Genomic DNA, 14713 nt, shown 5'->3' on the forward strand with positions numbered 1-14713 from the left:
AGCGATCCGGCGGCCCTTTCGGCTTTCAGTCAGGTCGGGCTCAGGCCGTGGCCATCGCCTTCTTGGCGACCATGCCGGCGAGGCGGCCCTGGATGATCTCCTCGGCCTCGCGGACGATGCGGGTGATCAGGTCGGCGCAGGTCGGGATGTCGTGGATCAGGCCCTGGACCATGCCGGCCGACCAGATGCCGGCGTCCTGGTCGCCGATCTCGTAGACCGAGCGGCCGCGCGAGCCGGCCACCAGTTCGCGCACGTCCTCGAACTTGGCGCCTTCCTTCTCCATGGCCACGACCTGCTGGCTGACGGCGTTCTTCGCCACCCGGCTGGTGTTGTGCATGGTGCGGAAGATCAGGTCGGTGGCGCGCTCGTCGTTGGCGACGATCTGCTCCTTGATCTTCTGGTGGATCGGGCTCTCGACGGTGCACATGAAGCGGGTGCCCATGTTGATGCCGTCGGCGCCGAGCGCCAGGGCGGCCACCAGGCCGCGGGCGTCGCCGAAGCCGCCCGAGGCGATCATCGGGATCTTCACCTTGTCGGCGGCGGCCGGGATCAGGATCAGGCCGGGGACGTCGTCCTCGCCCGGGTGACCGGCGCACTCGAAGCCGTCGATGGAGATGCCGTCGACGCCCATCCGCTCGGCCGAGAGGGCGTGGCGGACCGCGGTGCACTTATGGAGCACCTTGATGCCGTGCTCCTTGAAGTGGTCGACGTGCTCCTGCGGCTTGTAGCCGGCGGTCTCGACGATCTTCACGCCAGAGTCGATGATCGCCTGGCGATACTCGGCGTACGGCGGCGGGTTGATCGCCGGCAGGATGGTCAGGTTCACGCCGAACGGCTTGTCGGTCAGCTTGCGGCAGCGGTCGATCTCGCGGCGCAGGTCGTCCGGCGTCGGCTGGGTGAGCGCGGTGATGAAGCCGAGACCGCCGGCGTTGGCCACGCCGGCCACCAGCTCGGCCCGGCCAACCCACTGCATGCCGCCCTGAACGACGGGATGCTCGACGCCAAAGGTCTCGGTGAAACGGGTCTTCAGCGCCATGTGCGCTCCTCCAAACGTTTGTTTGTCTGGCGCAGTTGAACCCGGCGACGCCGCGTCAGGCAAGGGCGTCGTGCGAGAGCCCCTACTGCAGGCCCTCGCGGCCGATGGCGTAGAAGCGCTCGGCGCGCTTCTTCTTGAGCGCCTCGGGCGAGAGGCCCTCGAGCGCCTGCAGCTCTTCCTCCAGGGCGTCGCCCACCGCCTGGATGGCGGCCTCGACGTCCGAATGGGCGCCGCCGGCCGGCTCGGGGATGATCCGATCGACGATCTTCACGGCCAGCAGGTCCTGGGCGGTGATCTTCATCGCCCGGGCGGCGTCGGCCCCGGTGCGCGCGCCGCGCCACAGGATCGAGTTGGCCCCCTCCGGCGCGATCACCGAATAGATGGCGTGCTCGAGGATCAGGACACGGTTGGAGGCGGCGAGCGCGATCGCCCCGCCCGAGCCGCCCTCGCCGGTGATCACCGCGACGTTGGGCACGCCCAGCAGCAGGCACTTCTCTGTGGAGCGGGCGATGGCCTCGGCGACGCCACGCTCCTCGGAGGCGACGCCGGGATAGGCGCCGGCGGTGTCGACGAAGCTGACCACCGGCAGGTTGAACCGCTCGGCGAGCTCCATCAGGCGGATGGCCTTGCGATAGCCCTCGGGCCGGGCGTAGCCGAAGTTGTGCTTCACGCGGGTGACGGTGTCGCGGCCCTTCTCGTTGCCGACCACCACGACGGGGCGGCCGCGGAAACGGCCGATGCCGCCCATGATCGCCTGGTCGTCGCCGAAGGTGCGGTCGCCGCGCAGCTCGACGAACTCATCGATCAACGCGCCGCAGTAGTCGACGAAGTGCGGCCGGTCGGGATGGCGGGCGACCTGGGTCTTCTGCCAGGCGTCGAGGTTGGAATAGGCCTCGCGGCGCATCTCCCGCGCACGGGTCCGGAGCGCGTCGATCTCGGCGTCGAAGGCGCCGGAGCCGGCGGTCTCGGAGAGCTTGGAGAGCTCCTCGATCTTGGCTTCGAGCTCAGCGATGGGGCGCTCGAACTCGAGGTAATGGACAGCCATCCGGAAGGGCTCGCCTGTGCCGTTTGCGAAGCGGCGGAAGTTAGGCGGGATGGGCGCAGCTCACAAGATGCGGCGCCGCTGCCCATCCTCCGGCCGCGCCGTTTGGCGGAGCCGGCTTCACATTTGAGGGCGCCGCCGGTGCAACCCCGGGCGCGGGCTTCGAGTTTGTAGGGCCGAGGTCACGCCGGGCCCGACGTCTCGCTGGGGGGTCTAGACGGCGGACCGCAGGCGCGTCTCGTCAACAACGCGCGGTTCTGCCCCGACACAGCACGTTTCCGCGCTCGAGGAGAGAGAGATGCTGAACGCCTTCAAGATCGCCATGGTCTCGACCGTCGCGCTCGCGACCGCCGCCCCGGCCATGGCCCAGTACCAGTACGGCCAGTACCAGTACGGCCAGTACCAGTCCGGCCCCTACCAGCCGACCCCGCAATACCGGGCCGACCAGGAGCGCTACGAGCAGCAGCGCGAGGAATATCAGCGCCAGCGCGACGCCTATGAGGCGCGCCGCGACGACTACGACCAGAACCGCCAGGGCTATCAGGCGGCGCGCGTCGAGTACCAGCGCCGGCTCGATGCCTATAACCGCGCCCGCTACGACTACGACCGCCGCTATGGCTACGGCGCCTATGCCCGCCGCTACGGCCCGGCGCCGGTGTGGAGCGACACCAACTGGGCCTACTACGCCCCGGCGACGCCCTATTACGCCCCGAGCGCGCCCTACTACGGGGCCAACACGGCCTACACCGAGCCGGCGCCCGTGAAGTGCGACAACTCCACCACCGTCGGCGCGGGCGTGATCGGCGCCATCGCCGGCGCGGTGCTGGGCTCGAACGTCGCGGCGCGCAACGCCAAGACGGAGGGCGCGGTCCTCGGCGGCGTGGTCGGCGCTGGCATCGGCGCGGCCGTCGGCCGGGCGCACGACAAGTACAAGTGCGACCACCGCGGCCCGTACTTCACCTACCAGGAGACCATCCCCTACCGCGAAGGTCGCTACTACCGCTCGGATCGCTACAGCGAGTACCAGCGGATGGGCTGCCGCCTGGCCAGCGCGCCGGTGGACTCCTACGGCCAGGACTACCGCTATGTGCGGGTCTGCCCGGATCCGGACGGCCGCTACCGGATCGTCGGCTAGAGCTGACGCCAACAGGACCTTTGGGAGCCCCTCTTCGGAGGGGCTTCTTTTTGGCTCAGCGCTTCTTGGCGAGCGGGTGCTTGGTGGCGACCACCTCGCGCAGCCGGTCGGACGCCACGTGGGTGTAGATCTGGGTGGTGGCGATGTCGGCGTGGCCGAGCAGCTTCTGGACGACGCGCAGGTCGGCGCCGCCCTCCAACAGGTGGGTTGCGAAGGCGTGCCGCAGGACGTGCGGGCTGACGCGGGCCGGGTCGACCCCGGCGTCGGCGGCCGCCTCGTCGAGCATCTGGGCGAAGCGGCGGGGCGTCAGGCGGCCGGTCTTGCCGCGCGAGGCGAACAGCCAGGGATTGGCCTTGTCGCCCTTGGGAAGCAGGGCGGGGCGAACCTCCAGATAGGCCTTCACCGCGGCGCGGGCGGCCTCGTTCAGCGGCGCGAGGCGTTCCTTGCCGCCCTTGCCCTTGACGATCAGATAGGCCGGATCGCGCGCCAGCGCCGCCAGCGGCAGCGCAGTGAGTTCGGAGATCCGCAGGCCCGAGGCGTAGGCGAGCTCGACCATGCAGGCGAGCCTCAGCCCCTGTGCCCCGTCCCGGGCGGCGGCCGCGGCGATCAGGCGGTCCATCTCCTCGCGGGAGAGCACCTTGGGCAGGGACCGGCCCTTCTTCGGGGCCTCGACCCGGCGGGAGGGGTCGTCCGCGCGCCAGCCCTCGCCCAGCGCGAAGCGGTAGAACTGGCGTATGGCGGCGCGGCGGCGCGCGGCCGTAGCGGCGGACAGGCCGCGGACGCCGAGGTCGGCGAAATAGGCTTCCACGTCCTCGGCCGAGGCGTCGGCGAGATCGCGCCCTCGGCCGGCCAGAAAGCCCGCCGCGTCCTGCAGGTCGCGGGAGTAGGCGGCGAGCGTGTTCTTCGCGGCCGCGCGCTCGACCGACATCATCTCCAGGAAGGCCTCGGCCCAGGACGCGCCCCGGCTGGTCATGCTGCGCCGGTCATTTGAGGCCGAGCAGCCCTTCGAGGGCGAAGGCGCGGGCGTCGGCCTCCAGCCCCGCGCGGCGCAGGGCGCGGACGATGCGGGCGCGGTCGGCGGGCGCGAGCTCCGACGAGCCCGCCTGGGCGCAGGTCCACAGCGCCAGGAGCGCCGTCTCGCCGGTCCGCCGCTCGGCCGCGGCGGCTTCGAGCGCCAGGTTGCGGCCGGCCGGCGCCTTGCCCTCGGGCAGGGTGAGCCCGGCCATGCGCGCGCGCAGCGACGGGCCCAGCGGCTCGGCGAAAGGCTCGGACAGCAATGCGGCGGCGGAGGCGCGGGCGCGCGCCTTGGGGTCCCTGGCGTCGGCGGCGTCGAGCAGGCGCTCCAGATCGGCGGCGGCGAGCGGCCCGCCGGCGGCGATCGCCTGGACGGCGCCCGCCACGTCCGGCGGCGCGATGGAGACATCCCACTTGGGGTCGGCCGGATCGCCCTGCACGAGGGCGGCGGCCACGGCGGGCGCGGGCTTGGCCTGGGAGAGATCGAGGCCGAGGTTGCGGGACAGGGCGTAGTCGAGGCCGTTGCGCATGCTGGGTGCGCCGGGAGAGCCGACGCCGGCGAGCTTGGCGCCCATCAGCCGGGCGAACACCGGGTCCGGGGCCTGCGACTGGGCGAGATCGAAGGAGAGCTGCGCCTGCGGTCCCTGGCCGGCGATGGCCTGGCAATAGGTGCGCAGCCGCACCCAGTAGACATCCTCCCGGCCGGCGGTCAGGGCCTGCTCGATCTGGCAGGCGCGGGCGTCCTGACCGGCGAGGAGCGCGCTCTCGGCGGCGACGCGGGCCAGGCCGGGGTCGCGGTCGAGGGCCGGGGCGCGCGCCAGCAGGGCCGCCGCACCTTGCGGATCGCCCTGGGCCATCAGGGCTTGGGCGCGCTGGGCGACGAGGCCGTCGGCCTGAGCCGCGCCGTCGGGCCCCTGGGCGCCGGTGGCCAGCACCCGGCGGGCGAGCGCGGCGGCGGCCGGCGGCAGCGGTCGCTCGGCCAGGAGCGGCAGCACCGCCTGGACCACCTGCAGCGAGGTCCCGCGCCAGAGATCGGGCGGCAGGCCCGTGGGCCGGACCGGGGTGGTGAAGGCGTCCGGCGCAGCCAGCGCCGCGACGGCGACCGGCGCCTCCGGCGGGGCGGGTGCGATATGCGGCGGCTGCGGGGCCGTGGTGACGAGGCCGCTGTCTGGCGGCGGCGGCGCATCCGCCGGCTGGGCCACGGCGGGCGCGGCGGACAGCACCCAGACGGGCGCCAGGATCACGGCGAGGCGGGAAAGCGGGCGGCGAACCATGTGAGGGAGCATACTTGGCCCGGGAAGTTGGCGCGAGCGGGGCGGCTCGTGTAAGCGTGAGCGTCTCCATGGACCGATATGAACCGCTTCGCCGCCGCACCATCGCCCTCGTGGGCCTGATGGGGGTCGGCAAGTCCAGCGTGGGCCGCCGGCTCGCCAGCGCACTCCACCTGCCCTTCCGGGACGCCGACGCCGAGGTCGAGGCCGCGGCCGGCCGCTCGATCTCCGACATCTTCGCCGAACTCGGCGAACCCGCCTTCCGCGAGGGCGAGCGGCGGGTGATCTCCCGCCTTCTCGAGATGCCGCCTCACGTCCTGGCCACCGGCGGCGGCGCTTTCATGAACGAGGAGACGCGCAACCTCATCAAGGAGAAGGCGCTCTCGGTGTGGCTGAAGACCGACCTCGATGTCCTGGCGCGCCGCGTCGGGCGCAAGAACACCCGGCCGCTGATCGCCGGCAAGGAGCCGCTGGAGGTGCTGAAGGCCCAGGCCGAGGTGCGCTATCCGATCTACGCCCAGGCCGATGTGGTGGTCGAGACCGGCGACACGCCGCACCACCAGACCGTCGAGCAGGTTATCGAGGCGCTCTCTGCCTATCTCGCGGAGCACGCCGAATGATCCGTGTCGTGCCGGTCGCCCTGGCCGACCATGCCTATGACGTGGTGATCGGGCCCGGCCTGGTCGACGAAGCGGGCGCGCGCATCGCGCCGCTGCTGAAGCGCAAGCGCACGGCCGTGGTCAGCGACGAGACCGTCTGGGCCCTGCACGGCGCGCGCCTGACCCGGGCGCTGGAGGGCGCCGGGATCGCGGTCTTCCCCGTCGTCGTGCCGCCGGGCGAGCAGACCAAGAGCTTCGAGGGGCTGGCCGACCTGTTGGACCGGCTGCTGGCCCTGGAGCTCGACCGCAGCGACGTGATCGTCGCCTTCGGCGGCGGGGTGGTCGGCGACCTCACCGGCTTCGCCGCGGCCATCTACAAGCGCGGCGTCGACTTCGTGCAGATCCCCACAACGCTGCTGGCGCAGGTGGATTCCTCGGTCGGCGGCAAGACCGCCATCGACACACCACGCGGCAAGAACCTGGTCGGCGCCTTCCACCAGCCGAAGCTGGTGCTGGCCGATCTCGACGTGCTTTCGAGCCTGCCCGAGCGCGAGATGCGCGCCGGCTACGCGGAGGTCATCAAGTACGGCCTGCTGGGCGACTTCACATTCTTCGAGTGGCTGGAGACCAACGGGGCCAAGGTGCTGGCGCGCGAGCCGCAGGCCCTCGCCCACGCCGTCGCGCGTTCCGTGGAAATGAAGGCCGAGATCGTCGCCGAGGACGAGAAGGAGAAGGGTGTCCGGGCGCTGCTCAACCTCGGCCACACCTTCGGCCATGCGCTGGAGGCCGAGACCGGCTATGGCGCGGCCCTGCTGCATGGCGAGGCGGTGGCCGCCGGCCAGGCGATCGCCTTCCGCTTCTCGGCCGCGCGCGGCCTCTGCGAGGCCCAGGACGCGGCCCGCGCCGAACGCGCCATCGCCGCCGCCGGCCTGCCGACGCGGCTCGGGGAGGTGACCGGCCATCCGTTCAACGCCGCGGCCCTCGTGCGCCACATGGTGCAGGACAAGAAGGCCGAGGGCGGCCGGCTGACCTTCATCCTCGCCCGCCGCCTCGGCGAGACCTTCGTGGCCAAGGACGTGGACGAGGGAACCGTGCGCGACTTCCTGCTGGCCGAGGGAGCCCTGCCATGACCGCCATGCTGGCCCTCGCGCCGATCGTCTTCGGCCTCCTGGCCGTGTCCGCCCTCTTCTCGGCCGCCGAGACCTCGATGACCGGGGCCAGCCGCGCGCGCATGCACCAGCTGGAGCGCGAGGGCGACCGGGCCGCCCGGCGGGTCAACAAGCTGCTGGCCGACCAGGAGACGATGATCGGCTCGGTGCTGCTGGGCAACAACCTGATCAACATCCTGTCGTCGGCCCTGGCGACCCAGGTCCTGACCCGCTCCATCCCTGGCGCGCTCGGCGTGGCGATCGCCACGGCGGTGATGACCGTGCTGGTGCTGGTGTTCGCCGAGGTGCTGCCGAAGACCCTGGCCATCCTGCGCTCGGACGACGTGGCCCGCTTCCTGTCCTGGCCCACCATCGTGGTGGTGCGCGCCTTCGGCCCGGTGATCTATGCGATCCAGTGGGTGATCCGTAAGACCCTCGGCCTGTTCGGCTTCAAGATGTCCATGGAGATGGACGTCCTGGCCGCCCACGAGGAGATCCGCGGTGCGGTGGAGTACCACCACTCCGAAGGTCTGGTGGAAAGCCGCGACCGCTGGATGCTGGGCGGCGTGCTGGACCTGGCGCAGCTCGACGTCAGCGAGGTGATGGTCCACCGCAAGTCGATCGACATGCTGGACGCCGGCCTCGCGCCGAAGGCCCTGATCGACGCCGCCCTGGAGAGCCAGCACACCCGCCTGCCCCTCTATCGCGAGAATTCCGAGAACATCGTCGGGGTCCTGCACGTGAAGGACCTGCTGCAGGCGATGGCCGACGCCGGCGGCGACATGGAGAAAATCCAGATCGACGCGATCCTGCGCGAGCCGTGGTTCGTGCCGGAGACCACGAGCCTGAAGGACCAGCTCGCCGCTTTCTTGAAGCGCAAGACCCACTTCGCCCTTGTGGTGGACGAGTACGGCGCCCTGCAGGGCCTGGTGACCCTGGAGGACATCCTCGAGGAGATCGTCGGCGAGATCGAGGACGAGTACGACGTCGACGTCTCCGGCGTGAAGGCGGGCCCCGACGGCTCGGTGTCGGTGGACGGGGCGGTGACCATCCGCGAGCTGAACCGGGCCATGAACTGGGACCTGCCGGACGACGAGGCGGTGACGGTGGCCGGACTGCTGATCGCCGAGGCCCAGACGATCCCCGAGGTCGGCCAGACCTTCGGCGTCTACGGCCACCGATTCACCGTCGTGGCCCGCAAGGGCAACCAGATCACCCGCCTGGAAATCGCCCCCGCCGCCAAGCCTGTGGACTGATCGCGCCGGCGAAGGAACTTAGCTTTTCATTGGCGCGTTGAGCTAGGCTTGCGTCGGTTGGGGGATGTCCCGTCGAACCGGCCGTGCAGACTGCGACGGAGACACTCCGCCGGTCCGCATCGCCAGGCGCAAGGGGGCAGACGAGGAGGAGCCATGGCGGTGGCTGGGATTGAGGGGCTGAAGGTTCTCGTCGTCGAGGACGAGATGATGGTCTCCATGCTCATCGAAGACATGCTGGACGAGCTGGGCTGCAAGGTGGTCGGTCCGGCCTCGCGCCTCGACGAGGCGATGGAGCTGGCCAAGGACGCCGAACTGGATTGCGCGGTGCTGGACGTGAACCTCGGCGGACAGCCGATCTTCCCGCTGGCCGACCTGCTGCGCGAGCGCGGCGCGCCCTTCGCCTTCGCGACCGGCTATGGCGACGCGGGCCTGCGCGATGTCGACAAGGGCTCGCCGGTCCTGCAGAAGCCGTTCCGCGAGAACGACCTCGCCAGGGTGCTCGGCGAGCTGCGCGCCGCGGTCGGCTAGCGACCCTCTAGAGATAGGCGAGCGCGTGGGCCGACAGGTCGGTCGCCAGCATGGCGACCGCGCCGACCAGCGACATCAGCGGCAGGAAGATCTTCAAGGTCCCGACTCCTCAATGGAGCCGACAGATGGGATCAGGCTCGGCTGTCCGCCAGGGCCCGATCCCGCCGTTTTCCTTAAATCGCCGTAAGCTGGGCTAGCAGCTTGTCGGGGGTGATCGGATAGTCCCGCACCCGCACGCCGCAGGCGTTGTAGATGGCGTTGGCCACCGCCGCCCCGGCGCCGGCGATGCCGAGCTCGCCCACGCCCTTGATGCCCATCGGATTGGCCTTGTCGTCGGCCTCCTCAAGCATGATGGCCTCGATCTCGCCGACGTCGGCCTGCACCGGGACGAGATAGCTCGCCATGTCCTGGGCGATCAGCGAGCCGTAGCGTGGATCGACGGCGTTGACCTCGTGCAGGGCCGAGCCGATGCCCCAGATCATGCCGCCGGTGAGCTGCGAGCGGGCGGTCTTGTGGTTGATGATCCGGCCGGCGGCGAAGACGCCCAGCATCCGGCGCACGCGCACCTCGCCGGTCACCGTGTCCACCCCGACCTCGCAGAAGTGGGCGCCGTAGGTGTGCTGGCTCCAGTTGCGGGCGTCCTCGGCCGGGCGGATCTCACCCTCGGCGGTGAGGCCGTCGGGCCGGGTGCGGGTGATCAGGGTGGCGAGGCTTTCCGAGCGGTTGCCGATGGCGATGACGCCGTCCTGGAAGACCACGTTCTCCGGCTCGCCGCCGAACAGCGGGGAGCCCTCGTCGGAGGTGGCGAGCTCGGCCACCGCCTTGCGCAGGTTGACGCCGGCGGCCAGGGCCGCCGAACCGGCGGTCGCCGCCCCGAACTGGCCGCCCGAGCCGGGCGCCGGCGGCATCTCGGAATCGCCGATCTCGACGCGCACGTCGGACAGCGGCACGCCCATGGTCTCCGCGGCGATCTGGGCCAGCACCGTGTAGGTGCCGGTGCCGATGTCGGTCATGCCCTGGCGAACCGTGACCGTGCCGTTCGGATCCAGGGTGAAGGACGCCTTGGCCGGCAGCAGGAAGTTGCCGCGGATGGCCGCCGCCATGCCCATGCCCACGGCCCAGCGGCCGTCGCGCACCTGGCCCGGCCGCGGCAGACGACGGTCCCAGCCGAACATCTGGGCGCCTTCCTTCATGCAGCGGACCAGCTGGCGAAGGGAGAACGGCTTGCCGGTCTCCGGATCCACCTCCGGCTCGTTGCGGATGCGCAGCTCGACCGGATCGATGCCGAGCTTCTCGGCCAGCTCGTCCATGGCGCATTCGAGGCTGAGCATGCCCGGCGCCTCGCCCGGCGCGCGCATCGCCCCGGCGTGCGGCAGGTCGAGCTTCACCAGCCGGTGGCCGGTCAGCCGGTTCGGCGCGGCGTAGAGGCTGCGCGCGAAGTTCGAGGCGTGCTCGGTGAAGGCGCCCGACCGGTGGCAATGGGTGGTGGTCATCAGCGACATGGCCGTGAGCCGCCCGTCGCGCTCCGCTCCCAGCCGCACGTGCATGTGGGTCGCCGGCCGGTGGATGGTGGCCAGCATCATCTGCTGGCGCGTGTAGGCGATCTTCACCGGCTGGTTCAGTTCGCGCGAGGCGAGCGCGGCGAGCGTCAGGTCGTCGTACGAGGAGCCCTTCCCGCCGAAGCCGCCGCCGATGTAGCGGGTGCGCAGCAGGACCGCGTCCTTGTCGAGCTTCAGGGTCATGGCCAGGGACTGGGCGGTACGGCGGACCATCTGCACCGAGGTGTGGACGATGCAGCGGCCATCCTCCCACCAGGCCGTGGTGGCGCAGGGCTCCATCTGGATGTGGTTCTGGATCGGCGTCGTCCAGACGTCGTCGATCTGCACCGGCGCCTCGGCGAAGGCGCCCTCGAAGTCGCCGACCAGGGTGTCGCTCTCGCCCGGCGGATCGCGGGCCTCATCCAGGCTGTTGGCGAAATCCACCGACGCGGGCTCGGCCTCGTAGGAAACCTTCACCAGGTCGGCCGCGGCCCGGGCGTTCTCCAGGGTGTCGGCGACCACGACGGCGATCGGCTGGCCGAAATAGCGGACCCGGTCGCTCTCCAGCGCCGGGTTCGGCTGCGCCGACCAGAAGTCGAGGGTCTTGGCCCGCTCGGCCTGGGCCGGCACGTTGCGATGGCTCCAGACGAGCTTCACGCCGGGCGCGGCCTCGGCCGCCGCCGTGTCGATGGCGCTGATCCGGCCGCGGGCGATCGAGGAGAGCACCAGGGAGCCGTAGGCCGCCGGCGTCGGCGGCTCGACCTCATAGGCGTAGGGCGCGGTTCCGGTGACCTTCAGCGGGCCCTCGTAGCGGTCGACGGCCTTGCCGATGATGCCCGAGCGGTTCTCGGTGACGGGGTTGGGCTTGGCCCATTCGGTGACGGAGCTCATCGGGCCTTCTCCTGGGCCTGGCCGATGACCGCCGCGCCGAGGCGCGCCGTCAGGGCGATCTTGAAACCGTTCTCGCCGGCGGAGGTGGCCTGAGCCATCTCGACCTCCATGGCCTCGGCCGGGGTGGCGCCGCCCGCCAGGGCGGCTTCGGCGTCGGCCGCCCGCCACGGCTTGTGGGCCACGCCGCCCAGCGCGATGCGGCCGCCCGCATAGGCGATGCTCGACAGCGCCGTGGCGTAGGAGGCCCGGTCGCGGACCTTGCGATAGACCTGCGGCCCCTTCGGCGGCGGCGGCACGACCACCGCGGTGATCAGCTCGCCGGGCGTCAGGTGGGTCTCGATGTGCGGCGACTCGCCGGGCAGCCGGTGCAGCTCCATCAGCGGGAAGCGGCGCGCGTCGCCGGACGGGGTGAGCGTCTCCACCTCGGCGTCGAGGGCCACCAGGGCGACGGCCATGTCGGAGGGGTGGACCGCGATGCAGGCGTGGCTGCCGCCGAGGATCGCGTGCTCGCGGTTGAGCCCCTCCAGTGCGGCGCAGCCGGCGCCCGGCTCGCGCTTATTGCAGGGCATGGTGGTGTCGTAGAAGTACGGGCAGCGGGTCCGCTGCAGCAGGTTGCCGCCGGTCGAGGCCTTGTTGCGCAGTTGGCCCGAGGCGCCGGAGACGATCGCCTGGCTGAGCGCCGGATAGCGCTGGCGCACCCGCGCATCGCCGGCCACCTTGCTGTTGCTAGCCATGGCGCCGATGCGCAGGCCCCCTTCGGGCGTCTCGGCGATCTCGGCGAGCGGCAGGCGGCCGACGTCGATCAGGTGGGCCGGGCGCTCGATCTCGAGCTTCATCAGGTCGAGGAGGTTGGTGCCGCCGGCCAGGAAGCGCGCACCGGGAACCTCGGCGTGGCGCTTCACCGCGCTCTTCGCGTCCTCCGCGCGCTCGTAGGTGAAGGGCCTCATGCCATCTCTCCGGCGGCGCGCTTGATGGCCTCGACGATCTGCGGATAGGCGGTGCAGCGGCAGATGTTGCCGCTCATCCGCTCACGGATCTCTTCGGCGTTGAGCTGCGGCGCGGCGGCGACATCGGCCGAGGCGTGGCTCGGCAGGCCGGCCTCGATCTCGGCCAGCATGCCGATCGCCGAGCAGATCTGGCCGGGCGTGCAGTAGCCGCACTGGAAGGCGTCCTCGGTGAGGAAGGCCTGCTGCAGCGGGTGCAGCTTTTCCGCCGTGCCGATCCCCTCGATCGTCGTGACCTCGTCCCCGTCGTGCATCACCGCCAGCGACAGGCAGGAATTGATCCGCGTCCCGTTCACCAGCACCGTGCAGGCGCCGCACTGGCCGTGGTCGCAGCCCTTCTTGGTGCCGGTCAGGCGCAGGTGCTCGCGCAGGGCGTCGAGGAGCGTGGTGCGGGGGTCGACGTCGAGCGTCCGCGCCTCCCCGTTGACGGTGATCGTGGTCTTCAACCAACCCCTCCCGGGCTATGTCGCCGGCCGCCCTCCGGTGCGTGGGGGCGGCTCATTCAAACAAGTGTAGGGCCTAGCCTTCGCCGGGCGCCAGGGCCTTTACTGACAGGGCATGGACCGGACCCGCCAGCTCCTCGGCGAGGGCGCGATAGACCATACGCTGGCGGGCCACTTTGGATTGCCCGGCGAAGGCCTGCGCCTCGATCGTCACGTTGAAATGGCTCTCCCCGCCCGGCCGCGAACCGGCATGGCCGTGGTGTCGGGCGGAATCGTCCTCGACCTCCAGCCGCACGGGCTCGAACGTCGTCGTCAGCTTGTGTTGGATGGCTTCTAATATGGCGCCCATCGGCCCAATCTTCAATTCTTGAACGGGGGTGATCTCCTCCCATACTTGGCCCATGCCCGGCGCGTTTCAATACAAGCCCAAGTTCGTCGACATCCGCGTGAAGCCGCCTCGTCCGGACGAGCCGGCGGCGGAGGACGTGCATGCGCTGAAGCCCGGCGAGCGGGCCTGCGACCACGCCGGCTGCCGGCGGGCGGCGACGGCGCGCGCGCCCAAATCGCGCGAGCTGATGCACGAGCACTACTGGTTCTGTCAGGAGCACGCGGCCGAGTACAATCGGAACTGGAATTTCTTCGCCGGCATGAGCGAAGGCGAGATGCGCGCCTTCCAGAAGGACGAGATGTTCACCGGCGGGCGGCCGACCTGGGAGATGAAGGCCGGCAAGTTCAGCCGCGAGGCCGCCGCCTTCAATCACCGCTTCCATCGCGGCGAGGGCTATCGCGACCCGTTCAACATGTTCGGCCGCGGCGGCGCCCACGCCCAGGCGCGCCCCGAGCCGGAGGCGCGCAGCCTCGGCAAGCTGGAGCGCAACGCCCTGGCCGAGCTCGATCTCGAGGACAGCGCCGACGGCGCCAAGATCCGCGGCCGCTACACCGAGCTGGTGCGCCGCCTGCACCCCGACGCCAACGGCGGCGACCGGGCGGGCGAAGGTCGGCTGCAGAAGGTGATCCGCGCCTACCAGACGCTGCGCAAGGCCGGGATGGTCTAGCCGGCGCTACCCGCCCCGCCGCGAGGCGCCGCCGGTCTCCTCCTCGCGCTCGCCCTCCATCGCCAGCTCGGGATGACGCGCGATCAGCTCGGCGCGCTCGATCGCCATGCGGTCCCAGTGGGCGGCCATCGAAATCAACTGGTCGCGCTTTTCACCGAGCTCCATCTGGGCGGCGAGAGCGCGGCACTCCTCAGCGTGGAGCCGATACTCGGAAGCCTTCTTCATTCGCCCTCCCCAATGGGCGTTCAGAGGACATCGCCGGTGATCCCGGTCCCGGCGAACGCCAGGCCAAGCTTCACCCAAGCGGGAAACGCTCGGCGGCGAGGTTGGTTGTCGGAATACCGACATTTCCAAGATCGAGGCGCAACATGCCTCAGCCGAGCCTGCGGGCAAGCTCGTCGTGATCCCCCACGAACCAGACGTGCCGCCCGCGGTTGGACTCGCGCACGAAGTCGCGCAGGGCGTTGCTGGCCGCCACGGCCTCGGAGACGTCGCCGAGGATGACGACGCGCCGGCCGTAGGTGACGAACTTCTGCAGCGCCTCGCCCGCCAGGCGGGTCTTGAGATCGAGGAAGTCGGCCGACAGCCGCGCGACCGGGATCACCACCCACTCGGCGCCGGCGCCCAGGGCGTCGCCCAGGATCTCCACCGCATCGCGCTCGGCGGCCAGCGGGGCGCCGTCCTCGGCGCAGATCCAGAGGCGTTGTCCGGAAAGCTCGACAAGCTGGCCAGCCATCGGCGTGTCCTTTCGAA

At 71.0% G+C, this 14713-nt stretch carries 16 protein-coding genes; 6 read left to right on the top strand and 10 right to left on the bottom strand.

All coding sequences use genetic code 11. The features are described 5' to 3' along the window. Positions 1-40: 40 nt before the first annotated feature. Together DJ017_RS17950 and DJ017_RS17955 are read right to left on the bottom strand one after the other, a co-directional pair. Positions 41-1099, bottom strand: a complete 1059-nt coding sequence (locus tag DJ017_RS17950; protein WP_377284546.1) for an NAD(P)H-dependent flavin oxidoreductase — start codon at positions 1097-1099, stop codon at positions 41-43. Between the two features lie 19 nt (positions 1100-1118). Continuing rightward, positions 1119-2081 carry an acetyl-CoA carboxylase carboxyltransferase subunit alpha gene (locus DJ017_RS17955; protein ID WP_111530278.1) on the bottom strand — a complete coding sequence of 321 codons (963 nt, stop codon included), beginning with the start codon at positions 2079-2081 and terminating at the stop codon, positions 1119-1121. Between the two features lie 295 nt (positions 2082-2376). On the opposite strand from DJ017_RS17955, the gene DJ017_RS17960 reads away from it, so the two are divergent. Beyond that, on the top strand, positions 2377-3213 hold the full coding sequence (locus DJ017_RS17960) for a coiled-coil domain-containing protein (RefSeq protein WP_111530279.1): 837 nt from the start codon (positions 2377-2379) through the stop codon (positions 3211-3213). A gap of 55 nt (positions 3214-3268) precedes the next feature. On the opposite strand, the gene DJ017_RS17965 is transcribed toward DJ017_RS17960, so the two are convergent. Beyond that, a complete protein-coding gene (locus tag DJ017_RS17965; protein ID WP_111530280.1) occupies positions 3269-4186 on the bottom strand; it encodes a site-specific tyrosine recombinase XerD in 918 nt (305 codons plus the stop codon). 10 nt (positions 4187-4196) lie between these two features. Then, a complete protein-coding gene (locus tag DJ017_RS17970) occupies positions 4197-5501 on the bottom strand; it encodes a hypothetical protein (protein WP_111530281.1) in 1305 nt (434 codons plus the stop codon). 68 nt (positions 5502-5569) lie between these two features. Between DJ017_RS17970 and DJ017_RS17975 the strand changes: the two genes are divergently transcribed. From DJ017_RS17975 to DJ017_RS17990, 4 genes are all read left to right on the top strand, one after another. After that, the gene (locus DJ017_RS17975; protein ID WP_111530282.1) at positions 5570-6118 is read left to right on the top strand and encodes a shikimate kinase; all 549 of its coding nucleotides are present in this window, start codon (positions 5570-5572) and stop codon (positions 6116-6118) included. Continuing rightward, positions 6115-7227 carry a 3-dehydroquinate synthase gene (gene aroB, locus DJ017_RS17980; RefSeq protein ID WP_111530283.1) on the top strand — a complete coding sequence of 371 codons (1113 nt, stop codon included), beginning with the start codon at positions 6115-6117 and terminating at the stop codon, positions 7225-7227. Before DJ017_RS17975 ends, aroB begins: the two co-directional genes overlap by 4 nt. Further along, positions 7224-8501: an HlyC/CorC family transporter gene (locus tag DJ017_RS17985; protein ID WP_111530284.1), complete on the top strand. Its 1278-nt coding sequence runs from the start codon at positions 7224-7226 to the stop codon at positions 8499-8501. Before aroB ends, DJ017_RS17985 begins: the two co-directional genes overlap by 4 nt. Before the next feature lie 159 nt (positions 8502-8660). After that, the gene (locus DJ017_RS17990) at positions 8661-9029 is read left to right on the top strand and encodes a response regulator (RefSeq protein ID WP_227000239.1); all 369 of its coding nucleotides are present in this window, start codon (positions 8661-8663) and stop codon (positions 9027-9029) included. Positions 9030-9202: 173 nt separating this feature from the next. On the opposite strand, the gene DJ017_RS17995 is transcribed toward DJ017_RS17990, so the two are convergent. The 4 genes from DJ017_RS17995 to DJ017_RS18010 all read right to left on the bottom strand — a co-directional run bounded on the left by DJ017_RS17995 (position 9203) and on the right by DJ017_RS18010 (position 13254). Then, positions 9203-11458, bottom strand: coding sequence for a xanthine dehydrogenase family protein molybdopterin-binding subunit (locus DJ017_RS17995; RefSeq protein ID WP_111530286.1), 2256 nt, complete (start codon positions 11456-11458; stop codon positions 9203-9205). Beyond that, positions 11455-12405 (bottom strand): FAD binding domain-containing protein, encoded by a 951-nt coding sequence (locus tag DJ017_RS18000; RefSeq protein ID WP_111530287.1) that lies wholly within the window; start codon positions 12403-12405, stop codon positions 11455-11457. The genes DJ017_RS17995 and DJ017_RS18000 overlap by 4 nt, the downstream gene beginning before the upstream one ends. After that, positions 12402-12908 carry a 2Fe-2S iron-sulfur cluster-binding protein gene (locus DJ017_RS18005; protein ID WP_111530288.1) on the bottom strand — a complete coding sequence of 169 codons (507 nt, stop codon included), beginning with the start codon at positions 12906-12908 and terminating at the stop codon, positions 12402-12404. Before DJ017_RS18005 ends, DJ017_RS18000 begins: the two co-directional genes overlap by 4 nt. A gap of 73 nt (positions 12909-12981) precedes the next feature. Continuing rightward, positions 12982-13254 carry a BolA family protein gene (locus DJ017_RS18010; RefSeq protein WP_111530524.1) on the bottom strand — a complete coding sequence of 91 codons (273 nt, stop codon included), beginning with the start codon at positions 13252-13254 and terminating at the stop codon, positions 12982-12984. A 52-nt stretch (positions 13255-13306) separates the two neighbouring features. Between DJ017_RS18010 and DJ017_RS18015 the strand changes: the two genes are divergently transcribed. Beyond that, complete coding sequence (locus DJ017_RS18015) at positions 13307-13960, top strand: J domain-containing protein (RefSeq protein WP_111530289.1); 654 nt, start codon at positions 13307-13309, stop codon at positions 13958-13960. Positions 13961-13966: 6 nt separating this feature from the next. On the opposite strand, the gene DJ017_RS18020 is transcribed toward DJ017_RS18015, so the two are convergent. Further along, positions 13967-14185 (bottom strand): hypothetical protein, encoded by a 219-nt coding sequence (locus DJ017_RS18020; protein WP_111530290.1) that lies wholly within the window; start codon positions 14183-14185, stop codon positions 13967-13969. Between the two features lie 148 nt (positions 14186-14333). Further along, on the bottom strand, positions 14334-14696 hold the full coding sequence (locus DJ017_RS18025) for a DUF4180 domain-containing protein (RefSeq protein ID WP_111530291.1): 363 nt from the start codon (positions 14694-14696) through the stop codon (positions 14334-14336). Positions 14697-14713 lie beyond the last annotated feature (17 nt).

Origin of the sequence: Phenylobacterium soli, assembly GCF_003254475.1 — a bacterium.
In the GTDB taxonomy this organism is placed as follows: domain Bacteria; phylum Pseudomonadota; class Alphaproteobacteria; order Caulobacterales; family Caulobacteraceae; genus Phenylobacterium; species Phenylobacterium soli.

Coding starts and splice junctions, on each gene's coding strand:
- DJ017_RS17955 (WP_111530278.1), bottom strand. CDS start 2,081: ATGGCTGTCCATTACCTCGAGTTCGAGCGCCCCATCGCTGAGCTCGAA.
- DJ017_RS17960 (WP_111530279.1), top strand. CDS start 2,377: ATGCTGAACGCCTTCAAGATCGCCATGGTCTCGACCGTCGCGCTCGCG.
- DJ017_RS17965 (WP_111530280.1), bottom strand. CDS start 4,186: ATGACCAGCCGGGGCGCGTCCTGGGCCGAGGCCTTCCTGGAGATGATG.
- DJ017_RS17970 (WP_111530281.1), bottom strand. CDS start 5,501: ATGGTTCGCCGCCCGCTTTCCCGCCTCGCCGTGATCCTGGCGCCCGTC.
- DJ017_RS17975 (WP_111530282.1), top strand. CDS start 5,570: ATGGACCGATATGAACCGCTTCGCCGCCGCACCATCGCCCTCGTGGGC.
- aroB (WP_111530283.1), top strand. CDS start 6,115: ATGATCCGTGTCGTGCCGGTCGCCCTGGCCGACCATGCCTATGACGTG.
- DJ017_RS17985 (WP_111530284.1), top strand. CDS start 7,224: ATGACCGCCATGCTGGCCCTCGCGCCGATCGTCTTCGGCCTCCTGGCC.
- DJ017_RS17995 (WP_111530286.1), bottom strand. CDS start 11,458: ATGAGCTCCGTCACCGAATGGGCCAAGCCCAACCCCGTCACCGAGAAC.
- DJ017_RS18000 (WP_111530287.1), bottom strand. CDS start 12,405: ATGAGGCCCTTCACCTACGAGCGCGCGGAGGACGCGAAGAGCGCGGTG.
- DJ017_RS18010 (WP_111530524.1), bottom strand. CDS start 13,254: ATGGGCGCCATATTAGAAGCCATCCAACACAAGCTGACGACGACGTTC.
- DJ017_RS18015 (WP_111530289.1), top strand. CDS start 13,307: ATGCCCGGCGCGTTTCAATACAAGCCCAAGTTCGTCGACATCCGCGTG.
- DJ017_RS18020 (WP_111530290.1), bottom strand. CDS start 14,185: ATGAAGAAGGCTTCCGAGTATCGGCTCCACGCTGAGGAGTGCCGCGCT.
- DJ017_RS18025 (WP_111530291.1), bottom strand. CDS start 14,696: ATGGCTGGCCAGCTTGTCGAGCTTTCCGGACAACGCCTCTGGATCTGC.